Origin of the sequence: Fictibacillus sp. 18YEL24 (genome assembly GCF_015903855.1) — a bacterium.
Lineage (GTDB): Bacteria > Bacillota > Bacilli > Bacillales > Fictibacillaceae > Fictibacillus > Fictibacillus phosphorivorans_C.
The window spans coordinates 358,386-377,736 of sequence record NZ_JACZDT010000001.1 but is presented as its reverse complement, the minus strand read 5'-3'; the positions used below and the strand labels follow the sequence as shown (position 1 = coordinate 377,736).

The 19,351-nt window shown below is 38.0% G+C and carries 20 protein-coding genes and 2 riboswitches; of the genes, 9 read left to right on the top strand and 11 right to left on the bottom strand.

The window, feature by feature from the left end; translation table 11 throughout:
* Window positions 1-177: 177 nt before the first annotated feature.
* Genes HU823_RS01845 through HU823_RS01830 form a run of 4 tightly spaced genes read left to right on the top strand, consistent with a single transcriptional unit; the run spans window position 178 to window position 4,151 of the window.
* Window positions 178-1,680 (top strand): spore germination protein, encoded by a 1,503-nt coding sequence (locus HU823_RS01845; RefSeq protein WP_197220936.1) that lies wholly within the window; start codon window positions 178-180, stop codon window positions 1,678-1,680.
* Window positions 1,677-2,888 (top strand): Ger(x)C family spore germination protein, encoded by a 1,212-nt coding sequence (locus tag HU823_RS01840; protein ID WP_186320517.1) that lies wholly within the window; start codon window positions 1,677-1,679, stop codon window positions 2,886-2,888. The genes HU823_RS01845 and HU823_RS01840 overlap by 4 nt, the downstream gene beginning before the upstream one ends.
* On the top strand, window positions 2,875-3,033 hold the full coding sequence (locus tag HU823_RS01835; RefSeq protein ID WP_197220935.1) for a hypothetical protein: 159 nt from the start codon (window positions 2,875-2,877) through the stop codon (window positions 3,031-3,033). The genes HU823_RS01840 and HU823_RS01835 overlap by 14 nt, the downstream gene beginning before the upstream one ends.
* Window positions 3,034-3,035: 2 nt before the next feature.
* On the top strand, window positions 3,036-4,151 hold the full coding sequence (locus HU823_RS01830; RefSeq protein ID WP_197220934.1) for a GerAB/ArcD/ProY family transporter: 1,116 nt from the start codon (window positions 3,036-3,038) through the stop codon (window positions 4,149-4,151).
* Here the strand turns inward: HU823_RS01830 and HU823_RS01825 are convergent.
* Window positions 4,145-5,977 (bottom strand): terpene cyclase/mutase family protein, encoded by a 1,833-nt coding sequence (locus tag HU823_RS01825; protein WP_197220933.1) that lies wholly within the window; start codon window positions 5,975-5,977, stop codon window positions 4,145-4,147. The genes HU823_RS01830 and HU823_RS01825 overlap by 7 nt on opposite strands.
* Before the next feature lie 145 nt (window positions 5,978-6,122).
* Between HU823_RS01825 and msrA the strand changes: the two genes are divergently transcribed.
* Complete coding sequence (gene msrA, locus HU823_RS01820) at window positions 6,123-6,647, top strand: peptide-methionine (S)-S-oxide reductase MsrA (RefSeq protein ID WP_370629999.1); 525 nt, start codon at window positions 6,123-6,125, stop codon at window positions 6,645-6,647.
* 92 nt (window positions 6,648-6,739) lie between these two features.
* On the opposite strand, the gene HU823_RS01815 is transcribed toward msrA, so the two are convergent.
* On the bottom strand, window positions 6,740-7,249 hold the full coding sequence (locus HU823_RS01815) for a TetR/AcrR family transcriptional regulator (protein WP_197220931.1): 510 nt from the start codon (window positions 7,247-7,249) through the stop codon (window positions 6,740-6,742).
* A 95-nt stretch (window positions 7,250-7,344) separates the two neighbouring features.
* Here HU823_RS01815 and HU823_RS01810 point away from each other — a divergent pair, with 95 nt between their 5' ends.
* Window positions 7,345-7,686 carry a VOC family protein gene (locus HU823_RS01810; protein WP_144700281.1) on the top strand — a complete coding sequence of 114 codons (342 nt, stop codon included), beginning with the start codon at window positions 7,345-7,347 and terminating at the stop codon, window positions 7,684-7,686.
* A 27-nt stretch (window positions 7,687-7,713) separates the two neighbouring features.
* Here the strand turns inward: HU823_RS01810 and HU823_RS01805 are convergent, their stop codons facing one another.
* From HU823_RS01805 to HU823_RS01795, 3 genes are all read right to left on the bottom strand, one after another.
* Complete coding sequence (locus tag HU823_RS01805) at window positions 7,714-8,421, bottom strand: DUF421 domain-containing protein (RefSeq protein ID WP_197220930.1); 708 nt, start codon at window positions 8,419-8,421, stop codon at window positions 7,714-7,716.
* A gap of 129 nt (window positions 8,422-8,550) precedes the next feature.
* On the bottom strand, window positions 8,551-8,730 hold the full coding sequence (locus tag HU823_RS01800) for a hypothetical protein (RefSeq protein WP_144700285.1): 180 nt from the start codon (window positions 8,728-8,730) through the stop codon (window positions 8,551-8,553).
* A gap of 69 nt (window positions 8,731-8,799) precedes the next feature.
* Complete coding sequence (locus HU823_RS01795; protein ID WP_197220929.1) at window positions 8,800-9,561, bottom strand: SDR family NAD(P)-dependent oxidoreductase; 762 nt, start codon at window positions 9,559-9,561, stop codon at window positions 8,800-8,802.
* Window positions 9,562-9,671: 110 nt separating this feature from the next.
* Here HU823_RS01795 and HU823_RS01790 point away from each other — a divergent pair, with 110 nt between their 5' ends.
* Both HU823_RS01790 and HU823_RS01785 read left to right on the top strand, forming a co-directional pair.
* Window positions 9,672-10,040, top strand: a complete 369-nt coding sequence (locus HU823_RS01790) for a MerR family transcriptional regulator (RefSeq protein ID WP_144700289.1) — start codon at window positions 9,672-9,674, stop codon at window positions 10,038-10,040.
* A gap of 16 nt (window positions 10,041-10,056) precedes the next feature.
* Complete coding sequence (locus HU823_RS01785; protein ID WP_370630034.1) at window positions 10,057-11,121, top strand: P1 family peptidase; 1,065 nt, start codon at window positions 10,057-10,059, stop codon at window positions 11,119-11,121.
* A 74-nt stretch (window positions 11,122-11,195) separates the two neighbouring features.
* Here HU823_RS01785 and HU823_RS01780 read toward each other — a convergent pair whose 3' ends face one another.
* The 6 genes from HU823_RS01780 to HU823_RS01755 form a co-directional block, all read right to left on the bottom strand.
* A complete protein-coding gene (locus tag HU823_RS01780) occupies window positions 11,196-12,542 on the bottom strand; it encodes a GntP family permease (protein ID WP_144700291.1) in 1,347 nt (448 codons plus the stop codon).
* A 17-nt stretch (window positions 12,543-12,559) separates the two neighbouring features.
* Entirely contained in the window at window positions 12,560-14,098 is a 1,539-nt protein-coding gene (gntK, locus tag HU823_RS01775) for a gluconokinase (RefSeq protein ID WP_197221360.1), read from the bottom strand.
* A gap of 43 nt (window positions 14,099-14,141) precedes the next feature.
* Window positions 14,142-14,876 (bottom strand): GntR family transcriptional regulator, encoded by a 735-nt coding sequence (locus tag HU823_RS01770; RefSeq protein ID WP_370629998.1) that lies wholly within the window; start codon window positions 14,874-14,876, stop codon window positions 14,142-14,144.
* 192 nt (window positions 14,877-15,068) lie between these two features.
* The gene (locus HU823_RS01765) at window positions 15,069-15,854 is read right to left on the bottom strand and encodes a polysaccharide deacetylase family protein (protein ID WP_197220927.1); all 786 of its coding nucleotides are present in this window, start codon (window positions 15,852-15,854) and stop codon (window positions 15,069-15,071) included.
* 193 nt (window positions 15,855-16,047) lie between these two features.
* Window positions 16,048-17,361, bottom strand: coding sequence for a homocysteine synthase (locus HU823_RS01760; protein ID WP_144700294.1), 1,314 nt, complete (start codon window positions 17,359-17,361; stop codon window positions 16,048-16,050).
* Between the two features lie 115 nt (window positions 17,362-17,476).
* A riboswitch (SAM riboswitch) is annotated at window positions 17,477-17,581 on the bottom strand.
* A 42-nt stretch (window positions 17,582-17,623) separates the two neighbouring features.
* Entirely contained in the window at window positions 17,624-18,523 is a 900-nt protein-coding gene (locus HU823_RS01755; protein ID WP_197220926.1) for a sulfite exporter TauE/SafE family protein, read from the bottom strand.
* Window positions 18,524-18,736: 213 nt separating this feature from the next.
* Window positions 18,737-18,842: riboswitch (SAM riboswitch) on the top strand.
* 298 nt (window positions 18,843-19,140) lie between these two features.
* On the opposite strand from HU823_RS01755, the gene HU823_RS21790 reads away from it, so the two are divergent.
* Window positions 19,141-19,284 carry a YezD family protein gene (locus HU823_RS21790; RefSeq protein ID WP_260858557.1) on the top strand — a complete coding sequence of 48 codons (144 nt, stop codon included), beginning with the start codon at window positions 19,141-19,143 and terminating at the stop codon, window positions 19,282-19,284.
* Window positions 19,285-19,351: the final 67 nt, after the last annotated feature.

Genomic DNA, 19,351 nt, shown 5'->3' with positions numbered 1-19,351 from the left:
TACCAAATATATGAATGCAAATGATATTCATGCATTCGATTAAAATTATCATGATGCTGCAAACCACCTGTCCTTAGATGCAGGTGGTTTTTGTGTTTTACCATTTTCCTAATTTGTATAAAACAGAAGACAGTTACAAAAGCTGAGAACATCAATGTTTTAGAAGGAGGAAAAGAGATGAGCCAGCAATTTTTCAAAAGAAAGCGTCACGATTCCACATCATCAACTGAAAATTATGACCATCTTCATGTATCCTCTGATCTAAAGACGAATGTTAAAGAGATTAAGAACATTCTAGGAGAGAGTATCGATGTAAAAATCGTAGAGTTTTTAGAGATGCCTATTCCTTTTGCTATTTGTTACATCGAAGGATTAATCAACAAACAACAACTAGAATTATCCATTATTGAACCTATAAAACGCACACAACTAGAAAATAAAAAGTTACAACCGAAAGACCTTATCCATCAAACGGAAGTTTCTGCAATGATAAGTCCTTGTCCTCATTTCGATCTAATCATTACACCCGTCTTAAAAGGACAGGTCATTATTTTTGTAGACGGTATGAGCGAGGCATATTCTATTCCCCTTGAAACGTGGGAGACACGCGGTGTAGAAGAACCTGAAGCACAAACAATGGTAAGAGGACCACGTGAAGGTTTTATTGAAACACTTCAGACCAATACAACCTTGCTGAGACGCCGGATTTCAAATCCTACTTTGCGTTTCAAGCCATTTGAAGTAGGAAAAATAACGAAAACAACGATTTTAGTTTCATATCTAGAAAGCCAGGTCGATCAAGAAGTCTTACAAGAAGTGATAAAAAGGGTATCAAATCTAAACACTGATAAAATATTCGAGAGTGGAATGCTTGAAGAATTGATCGATGAGAACGGATACTCTCCGTTCCCCACCTTTCAATCTACAGAACGACCAGATGTTGCAGCTGCAGCACTATCTGAAGGCAACGTTGTAATTATGTTTGAGGGTACACCTTTCGTCCTTATCACACCAACAACATTTATATCGTTTTTCCAAGCGGCTGAAGATTATTACCATCACTTTGATCTCTCTAGCTTCATTCGTGTGATTCGAGTTATTTCTTTCATGATCTCGTTAGCACTTCCAGCGGCTTATATTGCAGTCACTACCTTTCATCAAGAGTTGATTCCAACTAATCTTCTAGTCAGTTTAGCGGCTCAGAGGGAAGGTGTACCATTTCCAGCTTTCGTTGAAGCACTCGTCATGGAAACAATCTTTGAAATTTTGCGCGAAGCCGGTATTCGAATGCCGCGTCCTATCGGTTCTGCTGTATCGATAGTTGGAGCAATTGTAATCGGTGAATCTGCGGTAGCAGCAGGACTTGTTTCACCAGCGATTGTAATCGTCGTTTCATTAACGGCAATTTCCAGCTTCGTCTCACCTTATTATGGGTTTAGTGGCGCTGCACGATTGCTTAGATTCGTACTGATGATCTTAGCAGCAACAACAGGCATCTTTGGCATGATATTTTTCATGATCGGACTGCTTATCCACCTTTGTTCACTAACTTCAATGGGGAAACCTTACTTCTCGCCGTTAGCCCCTTTTCAATCTGGGAAACAAAAAGACAGCCTGTTTCGTCTTCCTTTATGGTGGACACAAACGAAGCTGCATAGAAAATGGGTAAAAAAATCATGAGAAGGTGGAATATAGTTGCTGTAATCATCTCATTCTCATTAATACTATCTGGATGTGCTGGTCGGATTGAACTCAATGAACTCTTGATCGTATCGTCTATTGGTGTGGACTATAAAAAAGATAAAACTATCGTTCATTTTCAGGTGGTGAATCCAGGAGGCACAGCAGGTGGACAAGGTGGTGCACCATCAGGGGGATCTGGAGGAGCGGTATATACCTATACGGTAACAGGTGAAACACTTTATGATGCGGTTGAAAATGGAAGAAATATTTTGCCAAGAAAATTACTTTTTTCACATATTACAAGTGTAATAATAGGAGAAAAATATGCAAGAACAAAAGGTATTGCTCCATTATTTGATTTTATGGAACGAAACCATGAAGTTCGGGATAATCTCATCATGTTTGTTGCTAAGAATTCTACAGCAAAAGACATCTTATCCATGTATACTCCAATCTTTAAAAATCCTGGGGAATCATTAAAGAATAGAGTCCGATTAGCGGCTACCTCTACCGGGATATCTGAAGGAATTAAAGAAAAAGACGTTGTTCGTTGGCGATATGGTGAGTTTAGGGACCCAGTCATTCAAGGGGTAGAAATTGTTAAGATTAGCGATAGTCAAAGTGAAACATCCAATTTAGAAAATATTATTGCAAATGATAAGACCTATCGAATATCAGGACTGGCAGTCTTTAACAAAGAGAAGATGGTGACTTGGTTGAACAATGATCAAACGAGAGGTTGGTCAATAATCAATCAAAGAGTAAAGGATATCTTTATTTTGAGTCATAAATGTGATAGTCAGAAAGGTAACGTAGGATTCATGGTAAAAGAAGTTGACTCAAAAACAAAGGTCCATTATGAAAATGGTAAATTGAAATATGTTGTAAATGTTAAAGGGAAAGCCATTTTACAAGAAGTGACATGTGCAGTAGATGTAGGTAATCCAACGACCCTGCTTGATATGGAAAAACGAGTAAATGAGGAGTTAGCAAGTCATATCAAAAGCACGGTGAAAAAAGCACAGAAAGAAAAAACGGATGTTTTTGGATTTGGGAAGTTACTTTATAATAAACATCCTGAAGTTTGGAAGAAATACAAAGAAAATTGGAGAGAAGAGTTCTCCGATGTTGAACTAGAAACGAATGTATCCATAAAACTTGAATCTGTAGGAGCGAGGGTGGAAACCATTCATGAGCAAAAATAAATCCTATCGTATTACACTTACGACTTTTTGGATCTTTTCAATGATGAATTTGGCAACATTCCTTTCAAACAGACAATGGCTTCCTTTTTCTAAATGGATCGATTCTATATATTCACCACTATATAAACTGATGTTTGGAGGATAAACATGAACCATACTATAAATCGATGGCAGCTTGTTTTAATCGTAATCAGTTTTATAATGGGGAGTTCCTTATTAATGGCACCTAATTTAACTGCTTTTTTTTCAGGTCAGGATGCTTGGATTTCCATGATTATTGCGGTAATAATCGGTTTGATCTTAAATGTAACTTGGATAATGATTCTGAAACGTTACCAGTTTCGCTCTATTTTTCGTATAACCGAAGTAGCTGGAGGTAAGGTGGTGGGAACGATATTAAATATCTTAATCATCTTTTTTGCACTCCACTTAGCTTCCTACGTAGTTAGAAACCTTAGTAACTTTATGATTTCAAACGTTATACCAGAGTCAAGTCCATGGACTTTTCAGATCATGATCATCTTACTTGCAATATATTCCTGCTTTTATGGGTTAAATAACATCGGTCGAGTAAATGAGTTTTTAACGCCTTTTATGATTCTCTTTTTTATTTGCTCGTTAGCCCTTACTACGAATCAGTTCAGATTTTCACATCTGCAGCCATTTTTTGAACAAGGGATGTTAAGAATTTCGCAAGGTGCATACACGACAACGGGATTTCCTTTTATCGAGATTATTCTGTTAGGAAGTGTTCTTACCTATGTGAAGAACAAAAATAAACTCTCTAAAAATTATCTAGCAGGAATCTTGTTTGGTGGTAGCGCCCTGATCTTAACTGTATTTATCGCTGTAGGAGTAGAAGGTGCTTATATGGTAAAACGACAAAGCTATCCTACATATGAGTTGATGAGAGATATATCAATCATCAATATTTTTGAGAGGGTAGAGGTCATTATTGGTGTTGTATGGATATTTGGTATTCTTGTTAAGATTGTCATTTGTTTATTTACAGCATTAAAGGGATTGCAGCATCTATCAAAGTTTCCGAACTATCATCCCTTTTTGCTCCCGGCTGGATTATTGATCTGGGCGTTGAGTAACCATATCCACACGAATTCAATGGAATTCACAGATTTTGTAGGACGAAATTGGACGCTATGGTGGTTTTCTTTATATCTGGTTCTCCTTGTTGTTTTGGGTATAGGTATTTTGCGAAAGAAAGATAAGAATTTAGATCAAACTGCAGATGATTCTTCTCAATAGTATTTTTTATAATAGTGAGAGAGTGCAAGCAACGACCAAATTTTATCATAACTATGGTAATGGATATAAAAAGCGCCAGGTAAGCCGGCTCCTGTTGGATAGCTGGCTTTTTCTTGTTTAGAAAACAGCCAGGTAACTGCTCTTTTCATACTGAGATCAGGTTGATCCGAGATGGCAGTTAATGTGTTAAGCGCCCAAGCTGTTTGAGAAGGTGTACTTTTGTTTAAGCTAACATACTTTCTCTTAGAATCACTTTCACATGACTCGCCCCAACCTCCATCTTCATTTTGAACCGAATGTAACCAGTTTTTCGCTTTTTGAATTTGTCTATCATTTGGATGAACACCACATGCGATTAAACCTGTAACGGCAGCCCACGTTCCGTAAATATAACAAACACCCCATCGTCCATACCATGAACCATCCACTTCTTGATTCGCTCGTAGCCAGCTCACACCTTTTTTTATTGAGAGATGATCTTGTTCCATGCCGTGGTAATTTCCTAAGAACTCTAAAGTCCTGCCAGTTATATCTGGAGTGGAAGGATCAACTAGAGCGTCTTTTGCGTGCTTGATGGGGAGGCTTCCAATCAAATAACGATTTGTATTCTTTTCAAATGCTGCCCATCCTCCATCATCGTTCTGCATAGACAAAAGCCATGCAAGCCCTTTTTCATAGCTTGAATAATAAGAAGAGTGTGTACGACAGTATTGTGCGATTGTACGGAGTGACACTTGGGTATCATCTAAATCAGGGTGTTGCGTATTACCTATGGAAAAGCCCCAGCCACCTGGGGTTGCATCTGGATTATGAACAGACCAATCACCATATTTATTCTGCTGCTGTGTAAGTAGAAATCTTGCGCCTTTTAATAGCTGAGCGTTTGTTTGGGGAACACCCGCTTCAAGCAATGTATAAAGAATGAGAGAAGTATCCCATGTAGTGGATGGTGAATTCTGCAGATGTAGCGTATCATCTACCTCACAAAACATCTTCATCAACCCGTTCAGAGCGTTTTGAATAACCGGCGATGATCGATCAAATCCTTCTGAAAGCAGACCATACACCATGAAAATCGTGGTTAAGGCATAACTAAGAAGTGTTCCATCAGGTTCGATATGATTTTGTATATAAGACTTAATGTTGTCTTTCTTCGTATTCATGAATGAATCTCTAATGTTCAACAAGGAGAACAGATTTATCCAATCTTCTATGTTAGAACCTTGATCTAATTTTCCTAATAATACTGATAGATCAGGTGTGTAGCTTGAAATTAGTTTCTTTTTACCTTCAATCATCAACAGAACAGGAGCAAAGTGAGCTCTAGCATAGCTGCTGATATCATAACGGTTAATGGGAGAAGTAAGGGGCAGTGAAAAGAGAATGGCTGGATCGATCGGTAGCTCTGGCCAGTGATATAAACCGTTCATGGCTAAAAAGACTTTTGTTAGAAGGTCGGCATTTTTTAATCCACCATTATTTATAATGAATTGTTTTGCGTTCTGAAGCGGTTCTGCAGTGTGTGAGTGGGGCTTCGAATACAAAAGAGCTGTATAGGCTTGGATAGTCGCTGACAAATTCGCAGGCTCCTCATCAGGATATACACGCCATAAGCCATCGTGAGACTGTTTGGAAAGGATTCGAGCGGCTATCCTTTTAATAAGGTTTTCATTTTTGTAATCTATGGTTCGTAATAAAATGAGCATATACGCATCTGTGATTACAGAATTCTCAAAACAAAAACGCCAAGTCCCATCCGTTTTTTGGAGAGAAAGAAGCTCATTACACCGTTTATAAATTTCAGATTCGATTTCTTTAAAGTTCAAATTCCTCACCGCACTTTATCCATAGTGCTTACAGTGTATGTAGTATATGGGTTATCCTATGAATAGATAAGTGCAATCACTGTTCTTTTTTCGTCTATCACGATAAAATCTTGTTATGAATTTTGTTTTTTTAGGAGGAATAAGTTTGAGTAATAAACAGCTCGCAACATTCGCAGGGGGTTGCTTCTGGTGTATGGTTAAACCGTTTGATGAGCTACCTGGCATTCATGGTATTGTATCAGGTTACACAGGTGGAGAACTTAAAAATCCAACCTATGAACAGATTAAAACGGGTGAGACCGGGCATCGTGAAGCGGTTCAAATCACATTTGATCCGGAGGTGTTTCCGTATCAAAAATTGTTAGATCTGTATTGGCCACAAATTGATCCAACGGATGATGAAGGCCAGTTTATCGACCGTGGAAGTCAGTATAGAACGGCGATCTTTTATCATTCGGAAGAACAAAGAAAACTTGCTGAACAATCTTTAAAGAACTTAGAAGAAAGCGGAAAGTTCAAAAAGCCGATCGTAACAGAAATTTTACCAGCAAACGTGTTTTATGAAGCTGAAGAATATCATCAAGATTTTTACAAGAAAAACCCAAAAGCGTATAAAGAAGAGCGCGAAACCTCAGGCAGAGACACTTTCATTGAGCAGAATTGGAAATAAGTATTCTATAATATTATTATGTAAACTTAAAAAGAGACTTTTTTGAAAGTCTCTTTTTTAGATACACAAGCAAGACCATTTGAGAGGATAAATTATATTTTTTCAATAAACCAGATCAATGCTTGCTTAGCATCCTCAGGAGACATACCGTTTGATACATTTTTCAATGCAGCTCGCAATAGGGAAGAAAGGAGTACCTCTACTCCAGGTGTATCTTCATTCATTATTTCATTAAAGAGTACAGCAATAAGATCTTGATTTAAGCTAACATCAGGTTCGCTTAAAAGTGTATAAACATTTAACTTAACAGCCGCGTTAAATCCTATAATCATAGAAGATTTAAGTGATGATAGTGAATCTTCATGAACCTCAGCAGCAGCCTCCATTCTGCTCGTTATTCTTCGTTCTATTTCTTCCCGGACAACTTTATACAATTCTAACTTGTTACCAAAGTGATGGTAAAGAGCTCCTGTTGTTACACCTGTAGTTTTGGCTAAATGTTGCACATTTACTTTTTCATAGCCTTGCGTACCAAATGCTTTTATAGCTTCCTGTAATATTTTCTCTCTCGCTGATCCTGTAATTGGAATATTTGATTTCATGTAGTTATTTTACCATGTTGACAAGGGGACGTAAATGAATTACGATTTACGTAAATCATTTATGTGTAAAAATATGGTATTGGAGGAATGTTTACATGAAGTTAGTTTTTCATTCTCAACCAGTTAAAGATATGAAGAAAGCGGTCATTTTTTATAGGGATATATTAGGAATGGAAGAGGCATGGAGAGAAGGAGATCATACCGTATCGTTTAAGACAAACACTGAAACCCAGATTCTATTAGAAGATGATGAATTTGAACGTGAATTTGGCCCTGGAAGTGTGTTCTTAGTAGATAGCGTGGATGAATATTTCAAAGAAAACCAAAACTCTCTTAGATTTGTTAAAGAACCATGTGATATCCCACCAGGTCGTTATGCTATTTTCACAGATGATTCAGGAAATCCAATAAGAATTATTGATATGTCAAAACGATAAAAAACATATTGTTAATTCACAAGTTGTTTACTCAATATCCATAGGAGAGTGTAGTTTATCATCATGTATATCTATATAAAGTTTATTGTTGCTAGTAAGTAGCGCATATACTACACTTTCAATAGTAAGATTACGTTTCTTGAGTTCTGAGAGCAGCCATTCTTTAGAGATATTATTTTCTTTTAAGTTGTTCAGTAGGATCTCACCATCCATCATCAACTCGGTGGGTAGCCTTACTTCCTCTTTATAGATTTGTAAGTCTTTGCGAGTAACAGCAAGGTGCGCTTCTTTTTTCTTTACAGAGAGAAGTCCGTTGTTCTCAACGAGAGCATAATCAACATCTTCGATTGAAAAGATATCCTTTTGTCTGAGCTGTTGATTCAAATAATCCAGAGTATAACGCATTTTTCTCATATTATGCTCTAATATTTTCCCGTTCTCAATAACTACTGTCGGATCTCCAGCTACGTACTTTCGAGCCCTTTTACTCTTTAAGGAAAGAAAAGCAGAAAGATAGATAAGAAGAACAAAGATAAAAAACACGAGAAAGATATAACGCGCTTTTACTTCTAAGGCAAATGCTAAGTTTGCAGTGACAGAACCGAGCGTGACGACAGCGATAAAGTCAAAGATCGTCATTCTTGATACGGTTTGTTTGCCTAAAATACGAGCAGCAAAAAATATAGAAAAAAAGGCAATTATAGATCGAATAATTACATCAACATAAGGATTCACGTTGGTCACATCCCAGAAAATACAATTTAAAAACTATATTATCTTTTTATCCAACTTGTTGTAATTTAAGTCGATTAGTTCACTAAAAGGTAAAAAAACGCACAGGTTTTATACTGTGCGTTTTCGTGTTTACTTCTTGTTCTTCTTATACTGATTCAACACATGAACCATACCTTCTTCAATAAGTTCATTCGCTGGTTTATCAAGTTTTTTTGCTAATGCCTTAATCTCAGTGTATAACGAATGGCTTAAAGTAGTATTCACATTTTTTCGATCATGGTTCTTTTTTCTTATCTCGCTTGAATACATGTGCATACCTCCAACAGGAGACTTCTTAAACTTCTTGATTCAGTCTATCATAATTCAGAGGTGATACGACTATTTTCTTTGTCTCGATACATACGGATAGATCGGGTCTTTTAAGTGAAATTCATAGGTCTCACCATCAACGATACCAACTATTTTCTCACTATCGTATAATTTCAGTAAGAATTCAGCCATCTCTTTACTTGTATGAAATTTTGGAACAGTTCCTTCATACTGAAAGTCTTCGAGATCCATGGAACGCTTCGCAAATTCTGTCTCAGTAGCAGCTGGAGCCAATACTTTTGCTTGCATGGCTTGTCCTGTACTTTTTAATTCCTGTGCAAGTCCTTCTGTAAAGGCACTCACATAAAATTTGGATGCACAATACGTTACAGCGTCTGCAACAATCGTGTAGCCTCCGCCAGAAGATATGTTGATAAGCTGTGTTCCTTCCACATTGGCATAATCTCTAACAAAAAGTGAAGAAAGAACGGTTAATGCTTCAATATTTAAGTGAAGCATCGTTTCAATCTTATCTAAATTTTGCTCTCCGACAGAAGCAAAATTCCCAAAACCAGCATTATTGATCCATGTTTCAATCTCATATTTCTTAAGACTTTCGTAGAAATCATGCACATTCGATATAATTGAAAGATCAACGGTTCGAACAACAACATCCAGTTTTGGATATTGAGAAAGGACGTTTGATTTCAGCTGCTCAAGTTCCTCAGTTCTCCGCGCTGCAAGTATTAAATTCTTACCTCTAGCAGCAAATGCAAGTGCTGTTTCATATCCGATTCCAGAGCTCGCTCCCGTAATCACTGTGTATTTCATAAAAATCACTCCTTATATTTTTTTAACTTGGTGATTGTTCTTGTGTTTTATTATACTGATTAGAGTAAACTCTAAGTCAAGGAACTAGATAACTGTTGGGGTGATTTAACATGTATACCATCGGAGAAGTTGCTAAACTTCTTAACGTAACAACACATACACTGCGATTTTATGAAAAAGAAAAGATCATCACACCAGAACGAACAGAACATGGAGATCGACGATATTCAGAATCTCATCTTCAATGGCTCCGTTTTGTTATTAAACTAAAAGAAACGAAAATGCCGCTTGTTCAGATTCAAGAATATGCTTCGTTATTCTTACAAGGGGATCGAACCACTCAAAAAAGATTGGGTTTGTTAAAAAATCATCAGGAACATGTTCAAAATCAGATACACGTTTTAAATGAAATTGATGATATGTTGCGTAAAAAGATATCAGCTTATGAAGAATATCTTCAAAAACGAGATTTCAGCTAAGCATAGAGAGGTGCTAATATTGCAAGAGAAAAGAATTCGAGATTTTGGTGTGAAGATCGGGAAACTTGAGACAGGATTAAACAACTCGATTACAGATGTAGAAGGTGTTTCAGTAGGGCATGTGACATTAAGCGAAGGAAATTGTCAAACTGGAGTTACAGCAATCATTCCTCATGAAGGAAATACATTTAGGGAGAAACTTATTGCTTCCAGTCATGTGATCAACGGATTCGGAAAAACGATGGGAACCATCCAGATGAAAGAGCTAGGCGTATTAGAAACTCCTATCATTCTAACGAACACTTTAGGTATCGGTATAGCAGCAGATGCTGTCATTCAATATATGTTAGAACGAAACCCTGAGATCGGCAGAACAACTGGAACGGTAAATCCTATCGTTGGTGAATGCAATGACATGTTATTAAATGATGTAAGAGCACAGTTTATAAAGAAACATCATGTAATAGAAGCACTACAAAATGCAGGGAAACATGTAATAGAAGGCAGTGTTGGAGCAGGGACAGGTATGCTTTGTTATTCGTTAAAAGGTGGCATTGGAACGGCTTCTAGGTGTTTTTCGATCGACCAAAAGATGTATACGATTGGAGTGCTTGTTTTATCAAACTTTGGGATATTAAGTGACTTGCAAATAAACGGGAGAGCACTAGGACAAGAACTAAAGGAAGCTTTACTAAAATCGTGGGAAGAAAAAGACAAAGGTTCTGTAATGATTATTGTTGCAACTGATCTTCCGGTTTCCGAAAGACAGCTGAACAGAATCATTAAAAGGTCAGTAGTCGGGTTATCGAGAACAGGTTCATTTATTACTCACGGAAGTGGGGAAGTGGTCATCGGTTTTTCAACTGCAACAAAGATTCCTCATTTTAAACCAAAGCATATCACTAGCATTCCGACAATACATGAAGAAGATTTAGATCTAGCGTTTAGAGCTATTGGGGAAGCGACAGAAGAAGCCGTGTTAAACTCACTTGTAACTGCATCACATGTAAAAGGAAGAGACGGAAATGAACGGCCAGCGTTTAAAGATCTTTTAGAAGAATTTAATATTCAGCTAGCGTAATCCTAATTCCTGTACATATAGGACTTCATAAAAAATCCCTATCGAGGCTAAGTCAATAGGGATTTCTCTATTTCTTATACAAACAAACTCAAAAGTAAGATAAAACCTAGTCCGGCAACTGAGATAATGGTTTCTAATAATGTCCAAGTTGCAAATGTTTCTTTCATACTCAAGCCAAAATATTCTTTGAACATCCAGAAACCAGCATCGTTCACGTGTGATGCTATTAAACTACCAGCACCTGTAGCAAGTACCACTAACGCAAGATTAACATCGGTCTGGCCAAGTAAAGGAATAACTAGACCCGCTGTTGTTAAGGCAGCTACCGTTGCAGATCCTAACGAGATACGAAGAATGGCTGCGATAATCCATGCCAGTAAGATTGGAGAGAATGTTGTATCCTTAAACAATTCAGCGACATAATCACCAACCCCGCCGTTTATCAATACTTGTTTGAAGGCTCCGCCTCCACCGATGATTAGAAGCATCATTCCGATATGAGTGATAGCTGTTGTACATGAATCCATAACCGTTTTAATAGGTATATTTCTTGCTAATCCCATCGTATAAACCGCTACGAGTAAAGAGATCAACATGGAAGTTGAAGCGTCACCAACAAAGCGGATCACTTCAAATGTCTTCGAGTCCGCAATCCCCATCGTGTTTTGAACAAGTGTGATCACCGTTGCAATCGACATTAAAATGACGGGAAGCATAGCTGTAAACACCGAGATACCAAAAGAAGGTGTATCTTCTAGTTTGAATACTTTTTGTTCGCCTAATGAAGCAATATTTCCTGTTTTATTGAATGAGTCAGGAACAATCTTTTTTGCTAATTTCGTAAACACGGGTCCAGCCAGAATAACAGTTGGAATCGCAATGATAAAACCGTAAAGCAATACTTCACCAATATTAGCACCAAATTCTCCTGCAATTACCGTTGGACCTGGGTGAGGAGGTAAGAAACCATGTGTTACTGAAAGAGCTGCTACCATTGGAATTCCCAGATAAAGAATAGAAACGCGTAATTGTTTTGAAATGGCAAATACGATTGGAATTAATAAAACAAGACCTACTTCAAAGAATAGAGCGATACCAATAATGAATGAAGCTACAACAATCGCCCATTGAATTTTCTTTTCACCGAACTTCTCGATAAGTGTAATTGCAATTCGTTGAGCACCACCGGCATCAGCAATTAGTTTACCTAACATGGCACCTAGACCGAAGATTAGTGCCAAATGACCGAGTGTTCCGCCTAAACCTGCTTCAATCGATTTAACGATCTCTCCTAGTGGCATACCTAGTGCTAATGCAACACCAAATGATACGATGATTAAAGAAATAAATGTGTTTAACTTGAAATACATGATCAATAGTAACAATGCTAAAATTCCACAAGCTACGATAAATAATGGCATGATAGATCCCCCTAATATTAATTTTCTCTATGAATCAAGCTTCTTTGATACGTTGCAATACGTGAATAATCTTCTTCTAGTTTTCTAGATAGACTGATAAAGATCGGTAACAATTCTCTATACTCTTTGACCGCTTCTTGATTTGGAGTGTGGGTATGATTACTTCCAATCATGTCAGAAGCCGCTTCAAACGATTCTATTCTTCCTGTTGCATACAACCCTAGAATACATGCCCCTAAGCAAGAACTTTCGTAAACTTCTGGAACGGCTAACTCTGTATCAAAAATGTCTGACATCATCTGACGCCATGTTTCTGATCGAGCAAAGCCACCAGTCGCTTGAATTCTGCTAACAGGTTCATCCATACATTCGACCAATGCTAGATACACGGTATAAAGGTTATAGATCACACCTTCAAGGGCTGCTCTAATCATATGTTCCTTTTTATGAGACAACGTTAGACCGAAGAAAGATCCTCGAACATCTGAATTCCAAAGTGGAGCACGTTCACCAGCAAGGTAGGGATGAAACAATAAACCATCTGCTCCTGGTCGAACACGTTCTGCAATCTTTGTGAGTATTTCATATGGATCGATTCCTAATCGCTTTGCGGTTTCAAGTTCAGATGCCGCAAATTCATCCCGGATCCAGCGCAGGACAACACCGCCGTTGTTTACAGGTCCACCGATAACCCAATGATTCTCTGTTAATGCGTAGCAAAAAATTCTTCCTTTTTCATCCGTTTGCGGCTTATCAATAATGGTGCGAATAGCTCCGCTCGTACCAATGGTTACGGCTATTTCACCTTTACCAATCGCATCTACACCTAGGTTTGATAACACACCATCGCTTGCTCCAATGATAAATGGGGTTTTCGGATCAATTCCTATCTGTTTCGCTATGTCCAATTGACAATGATTAAAGATCGTTGTCGTTGGAACTAGGGTAGAGAGTTGGTCACGATTAATCCCAGAGACTCGTAATGCTTCTTCATCCCAATCCAAATTATTCAGATTCATCATCCCCATAGCTGATGCTAGCGAATGATCTACAACATATTCATTGAATAAGCGGTGGAATATGAACTCTTTTATTCCAATATACTTTTTAACTCTTGCTGCAATTTCAGGCTGATCATTTACGATCCAGGCGATTTTACTTAATGGACTCATCGGATGAATAGGAGTTCCTGTTCGCTTATAGATCTCATGTCCGTTATATTGCATTTTAATTTTTCTAGCCCATTCTTCACTCCGGTTATCTGCCCAGGTGATACAAGGAGTTAAAGGCTGATCATCTTCATCTATTGCAATCACACTATGCATTGCAGAACTAAAAGAAATGAAAGAGATAGCATTAGATGATACTGAAGATTTCTTTATTACATTTGTAAGGGTTTGCAAAACCGTCTGTAAAATTTCTTCTGGGTCTTGTACCGCTGTAGAAATATTAGGCGTATGAAGCGGGTACCCAATGTTTTCTTGTGAGAGAATTTCTCCGCTTTCATTAAACAAAACTGCTTTTGTACTCGTAGTTCCGATGTCGACTCCTACCATATAGCTTTTTCTATGTTGTGTACCGTCGATATCCGTCATTGATCTACTCCTTTTCTTGCTCCCGTGCTTTCGATAGCATTTGTTGTGACATCCATAAATCATCTACTTTTCCTTGAACATCATCAAAGTTTTGATGAAGCGATTGAATCATGATCTCTCTATTTTTAGAAGAAATCGCATCAATGTAGAGTTCATGGTTCTTCATGATTCGAGAAAGGTCATCGTATTTTTCGTTAAAATGCATGCGCATCGATAGTAAAATGAAGCTTTCCATAACAGGTTTTGTATTGTTCCAAATCATCGTGATGTAAGAATGATCAATTGAACGAATGATTGTTTCATGAAACAAGACATCTTGAAGAGCAAACTCGTCAGCATCTTTGTACTTTATTGCGATCTGCATCATTTCTAAGATTTTTGTAAGTTCTCTAACTACTTGAGTAGTATCGTTTTTTACGAGGCGTTCAAAAACAAACGTCTCAATAAGCAGGCGAACATCATATATTTCTTCTATTTCTTTTTCCGTTAAGCCGACCACAACTGCACCCATGCGCTCTAAACGTATTAAGTTTTCATTTGATAGAACTTTAAGTGCTTCTCGTATAGGAGAGCGGCTTACATGATATTCAGCTGCTAATTTATTTTCAGAAAGAGTGGTACCGCTTTCAATGAGTCCCGAGATAATCCTCATTCTCAGTTCACATGCGACACGCTCCCCAGTTGAAGCTTTAGAAAGCCACTTCTCAGGATAAAGAAAATCATTAGAATCGTTCAACATAATAACCTCCTTTTGTATAACGAGTATACTTGTATACAAGTATTATAGTACAGTGATTATAAAATGCAAGCGCTTTTATTTTTGTTTAAAAACGAATACTTAGCATGAATCCCGGATTAAAAGGGAGGAGTAGGGAAGTTAACATAATAAAGAAAAGAACAATCTAATAATCCAAATTGTTCTTTTCACTCTTTATTCAATTAGTAAGGGGACTTTTTCTTTATTTATTTCAGTTTCGTGAAACTCATTGTATCGCGGGTGCATTTTTAATAGTTCATCAACGGTTACAATCTCATAACCCATTTCTTTAAGCTTAGGAAGAATAATCTTTAATGCAGCAACAGTTTGACTGCGATTACCTCCAGAATCATGCAAAAGAATAATATCTCCATTTTTTAAATTCGTTAGGATGTGTCTGGCGATCCTTTGAGATCCTGGATTTGTCCAATCTCGGGGATCTTGATGCCAAGACCATAAGATAACCTTATATCCCTCTTTTTTTAAGACTTTTAAACTGTTCTCTGTAACGGTCCCGCCTGGAGGACGAAACAATTTTATATAATCTGAATGATGAGCAGGATCTAGAAGGTGCTCAGTCTTTCTTGTTTCAACCACAACTTTATGCCTTGAAATCGTGTGGAAGCTAGGGTGATTATACGTATGGTTACCGATTTCATGTCCTTCTTTTAGCTCTCTTTTTACGATTTCTGGGTACTTCTCAACCCGCTTTCCAATTAGAAAGAATGTTGCATGTACACCTTCCTTTTTAAGAACATCCAAGATTTGAGAGGTATATATGGGGTCTGGTCCATCGTCAAATGTAATTGCAACTTGTTTCTTTTTTGAAGGAACTTCCCAGATCACATCTCCATACTTTTCAACTTCGAAACGATTTACAACACCAGCATCTACTTGAGGTCCAATAAACAGAATTTGAAATATAAGCACGGAAACAATCACACTTACAATGGTAGACATAATGAACCCTCATTCTAAAATTTGTTACCTGTAGTATTTGTAAGGAGAAACTTATTTATGACAACGCTGTATTTGTATGTAAGGTTGTACTAAAAGAGGGTTTCCGTTTAAGAAACTTGCTAACAGGAGAAGAGTCTTTGCACCAAAAAAAAGCTGCTCAAAGGATTCCTTTGAACAGCTTAAGCGTTGTAATCTACAATCCGCTTGGAGAAAGTGAGATCGCTTTTAGAGCATGATCTAAATCATAGATTAGATCATCTACTGTTTCAATTCCGATTGAAAGTCGGATTAGTTCTGGACTTACGCCTGATTTTCTTTGTTCTTCTTCAGATAGTTGTTGATGAGTGGTGCTAGCTGGATGGATGATCAATGATTTTGAATCTCCCACGTTTGCCAAGTGAGAGAAGATGCTAACATTTTCGATCAACTTTTTACCTTCTTCTACACCGCCTTTAACCCCGAATGTTAGTATCGCACCGGCGCCTTTAGGGAGGTATTTTTGGGCAAGTTCATAGTAAGGGCTGCTTGGAAGTCCTGCGTAGTTTACCCAATCAACAGATGGATGACTCTCTAAGAACTTGGCTACTTTCAGTGTGTTTTCAACATGTCGTTCTATACGCAGAGCGAGTGTTTCCAATCCTTGAATGAATAGAAAGGAGTTGAACGGCGCGATAGACGAACCCAGGTCTCGAAGCAATTGAACCCGTGCTTTTAATATATAAGCAAGTGGACCAAATGCATCCGTATACACAATCCCTTTATAGCTTGGATCTGGTTCAGTCAAGCCAGGGAATTTCCCATTGCTCCAATCAAATTTTCCAGAATCTACGATAACACCACCGACTGAAGTACCATGTCCGCCGATGAACTTTGTTGCAGAATGGACGACAATATCTGCTCCATGTTCGATTGGACGACAAAGGTAAGGAGTAGCCAACGTATTATCTACAATAAGAGGAACTCCCGCGTCATGTGCGATGTCAGCGATCGCTTGAATATCTGCAACATCGATTTTCGGATTGCCGATGGTCTCGATGTATACGGCTTTTGTTTTTTCTGTAATAGCATCTTTAAACGATTGAAGATTATCAATCTCAGCGAATTGAGTCTGGATGCCGAGTTTAGGGAGAGTGACAGAGAATAGGTTATAAGTTCCACCATATAGAGAGGTAGAAGCGACGATTTCATCACCAGCGCCAGCAATATTGAATATAGCATTTGTAATGGCAGCCTGGCCGGATGCAAGAGCAAGTGCGCCAACACCGCCTTCAAGCTTTGCGATAGTCTGTTCAAAAGCATCTTGTGTTGGATTCATCAAACGCGTATATATGTTACCGAACTCTTTTAGAGCAAACAAGTTCGCTGCGTGCTCTGTTGAATTGAATTGATATGAAGTGGTCTGGTAGATGGGTACAGCTCGAGCTCCTGTTGTAGGATCTACTTTTTGACCTTCATGTAAAGAAATCGTTTCAAACCCATACTGTCTTTCAGCTTTTTGATCAGTCATATTCGAATCTCTCCTCAACGTTATTTTTTATATCCAATCGCATTCAGTTTCAACTTACCCCAGAAAAAAAGACCTCTTCCAAAAGAAGAGGTCCCGATGATTTCACCCGATCGAAGTCTCATCTTTCAGAACACAAATTGTTCTGCTGAAATTAGCACCATGCGTTTCCGCTGGTTGCCGGGCATCATAGGGTCAGTCCCTCAGCCTCTCTGGATAAGAAGATTTGAATATTGAATTAAGATTTATAATACATAGGTCCAAATCAATAGTCAACAGAATTTTTTAAAAATTTCGGATTTTTATTTTCTGGATTACTTTTTACCGCATAGATAATACCGACCGCCCAAAAAGCAACAAGAACAAAGTAGATTGAGAACAACATGTTATTTGATACACCAAGAGTATGAAGAAGAGTTCTCGTGTTGGTAATAATGATCAGTCCTCCTACCAATACCCCTAATATGTGAGATGGAATGAGACGAACTAGCCATGCAGCAATTGGAGCCGCAACCACGCCTCCTAACATTAATGCTCCTACCCATAACCATTCTACTTGTTCCCAACCGAGAGCGATGAAAAATCCGATTGATGCAGATACTGCTACAGCGAATTCGCTCGTATCCACAGAACCGATCACTTTTCTAGTTTTCATATCTTGTTTTGCCATAAGGACTGGAGTGGTGACTGGACCCCAGCCACCACCACCTGTAGCATCTAAAAATCCTGCTAATAATCCAAGTGGAATAAGTTGTTTTTTCGTAAAGGGTTTACCTTTCGATGTTGCTTTCTTTTCTCCAAGTTTAAACAAAAAACGATATAAAATATAAATTCCAAGGATAATTAGAAAGATTGAGATATAAGGCTTTATTACATCTCCAGGCAGGTTGCTTAAAAAACAAGCCCCTACAAATGCTCCGATAGAACCCGGCAGAATTAAGCGAAGAACGACTTGCCGGTCAACATTTCCGAATTTAATGTGTGAAGCGCCGGATGCCGCAGTGGTTACGACTTCAGCAAGATGTACGGATGCAGATGCAGCTGCAGGAGCAATTCCGGCAACTAGGAGTAATGAAGTAGATGTAACGCCATAAGCCATCCCTAGTGAACCATCGATCAATTGTGCAACAAGACCAATTAAAGCCAATACGATTAACTTTTTCATATTCTTCCTCCTCAAAATAAAAAGGCCCTTAACAAGTGATGTTAAGAGCCTTCGGTTTACCGATCAGCGATACGGATTAAATTTTAATTTATACTATATGATTCTAAAACATAAAAAGTCAACTATTTGTTGAAATTTTTTGTAAAAATAGAAAAATGAAAAAATAGGTCTTGATATCCACTTCAGATATGTTATGATTTTATAAAATTTAAACTCTTATCCAGAGTGGTGAAGGGAACTGGCCCGATGAAACCCGGCAACCTGCGATTTGTAAGGTGCTAACTCCAGCAGAATGTATTTACATTTTGGAAGATAAGGTAATATGTTTACCTCCACTATCTTTCCGAAATGGGAAGGTTTTTTTTATTGTTGTTTTCATATTCATTGTTGCTTTTGAAAGAGTTGAATTCCGTTGCAGATACTCGCTTTCCGCGGGGCAGGCGGTGAGCCACATTCGTACGTTCGTATAAGTGTCTCATCTTCCCGCCTGTCCCACAGGAGTCTCGCATCTTCCACTCCAATCAAAAGTCAAAGAATAAATAGTAAGACTTATAAAACAACAATTTTTAGGAAAGAGCCTTTAAAAGATAATGAATGTTGTAAAGGGAGGCAGTGGAGTGGCAAACGAAAAGAGTGCAAGTGATTATCTTCCTCAGCTTGAGAAGATGCTGAGCAGTATTAAATTTGGTTCGATCACTTTAATCGTTCAAGATGGAAAAGTGATTCAGCTTGAAAAGAACGAGAAGGTAAGAATTAAATAGTTCGCTGACTAGAAAACTAGAGGCGGTTTTAACGATAGGGCTAAGCTCTAAAAACGTTAAAGCCGCT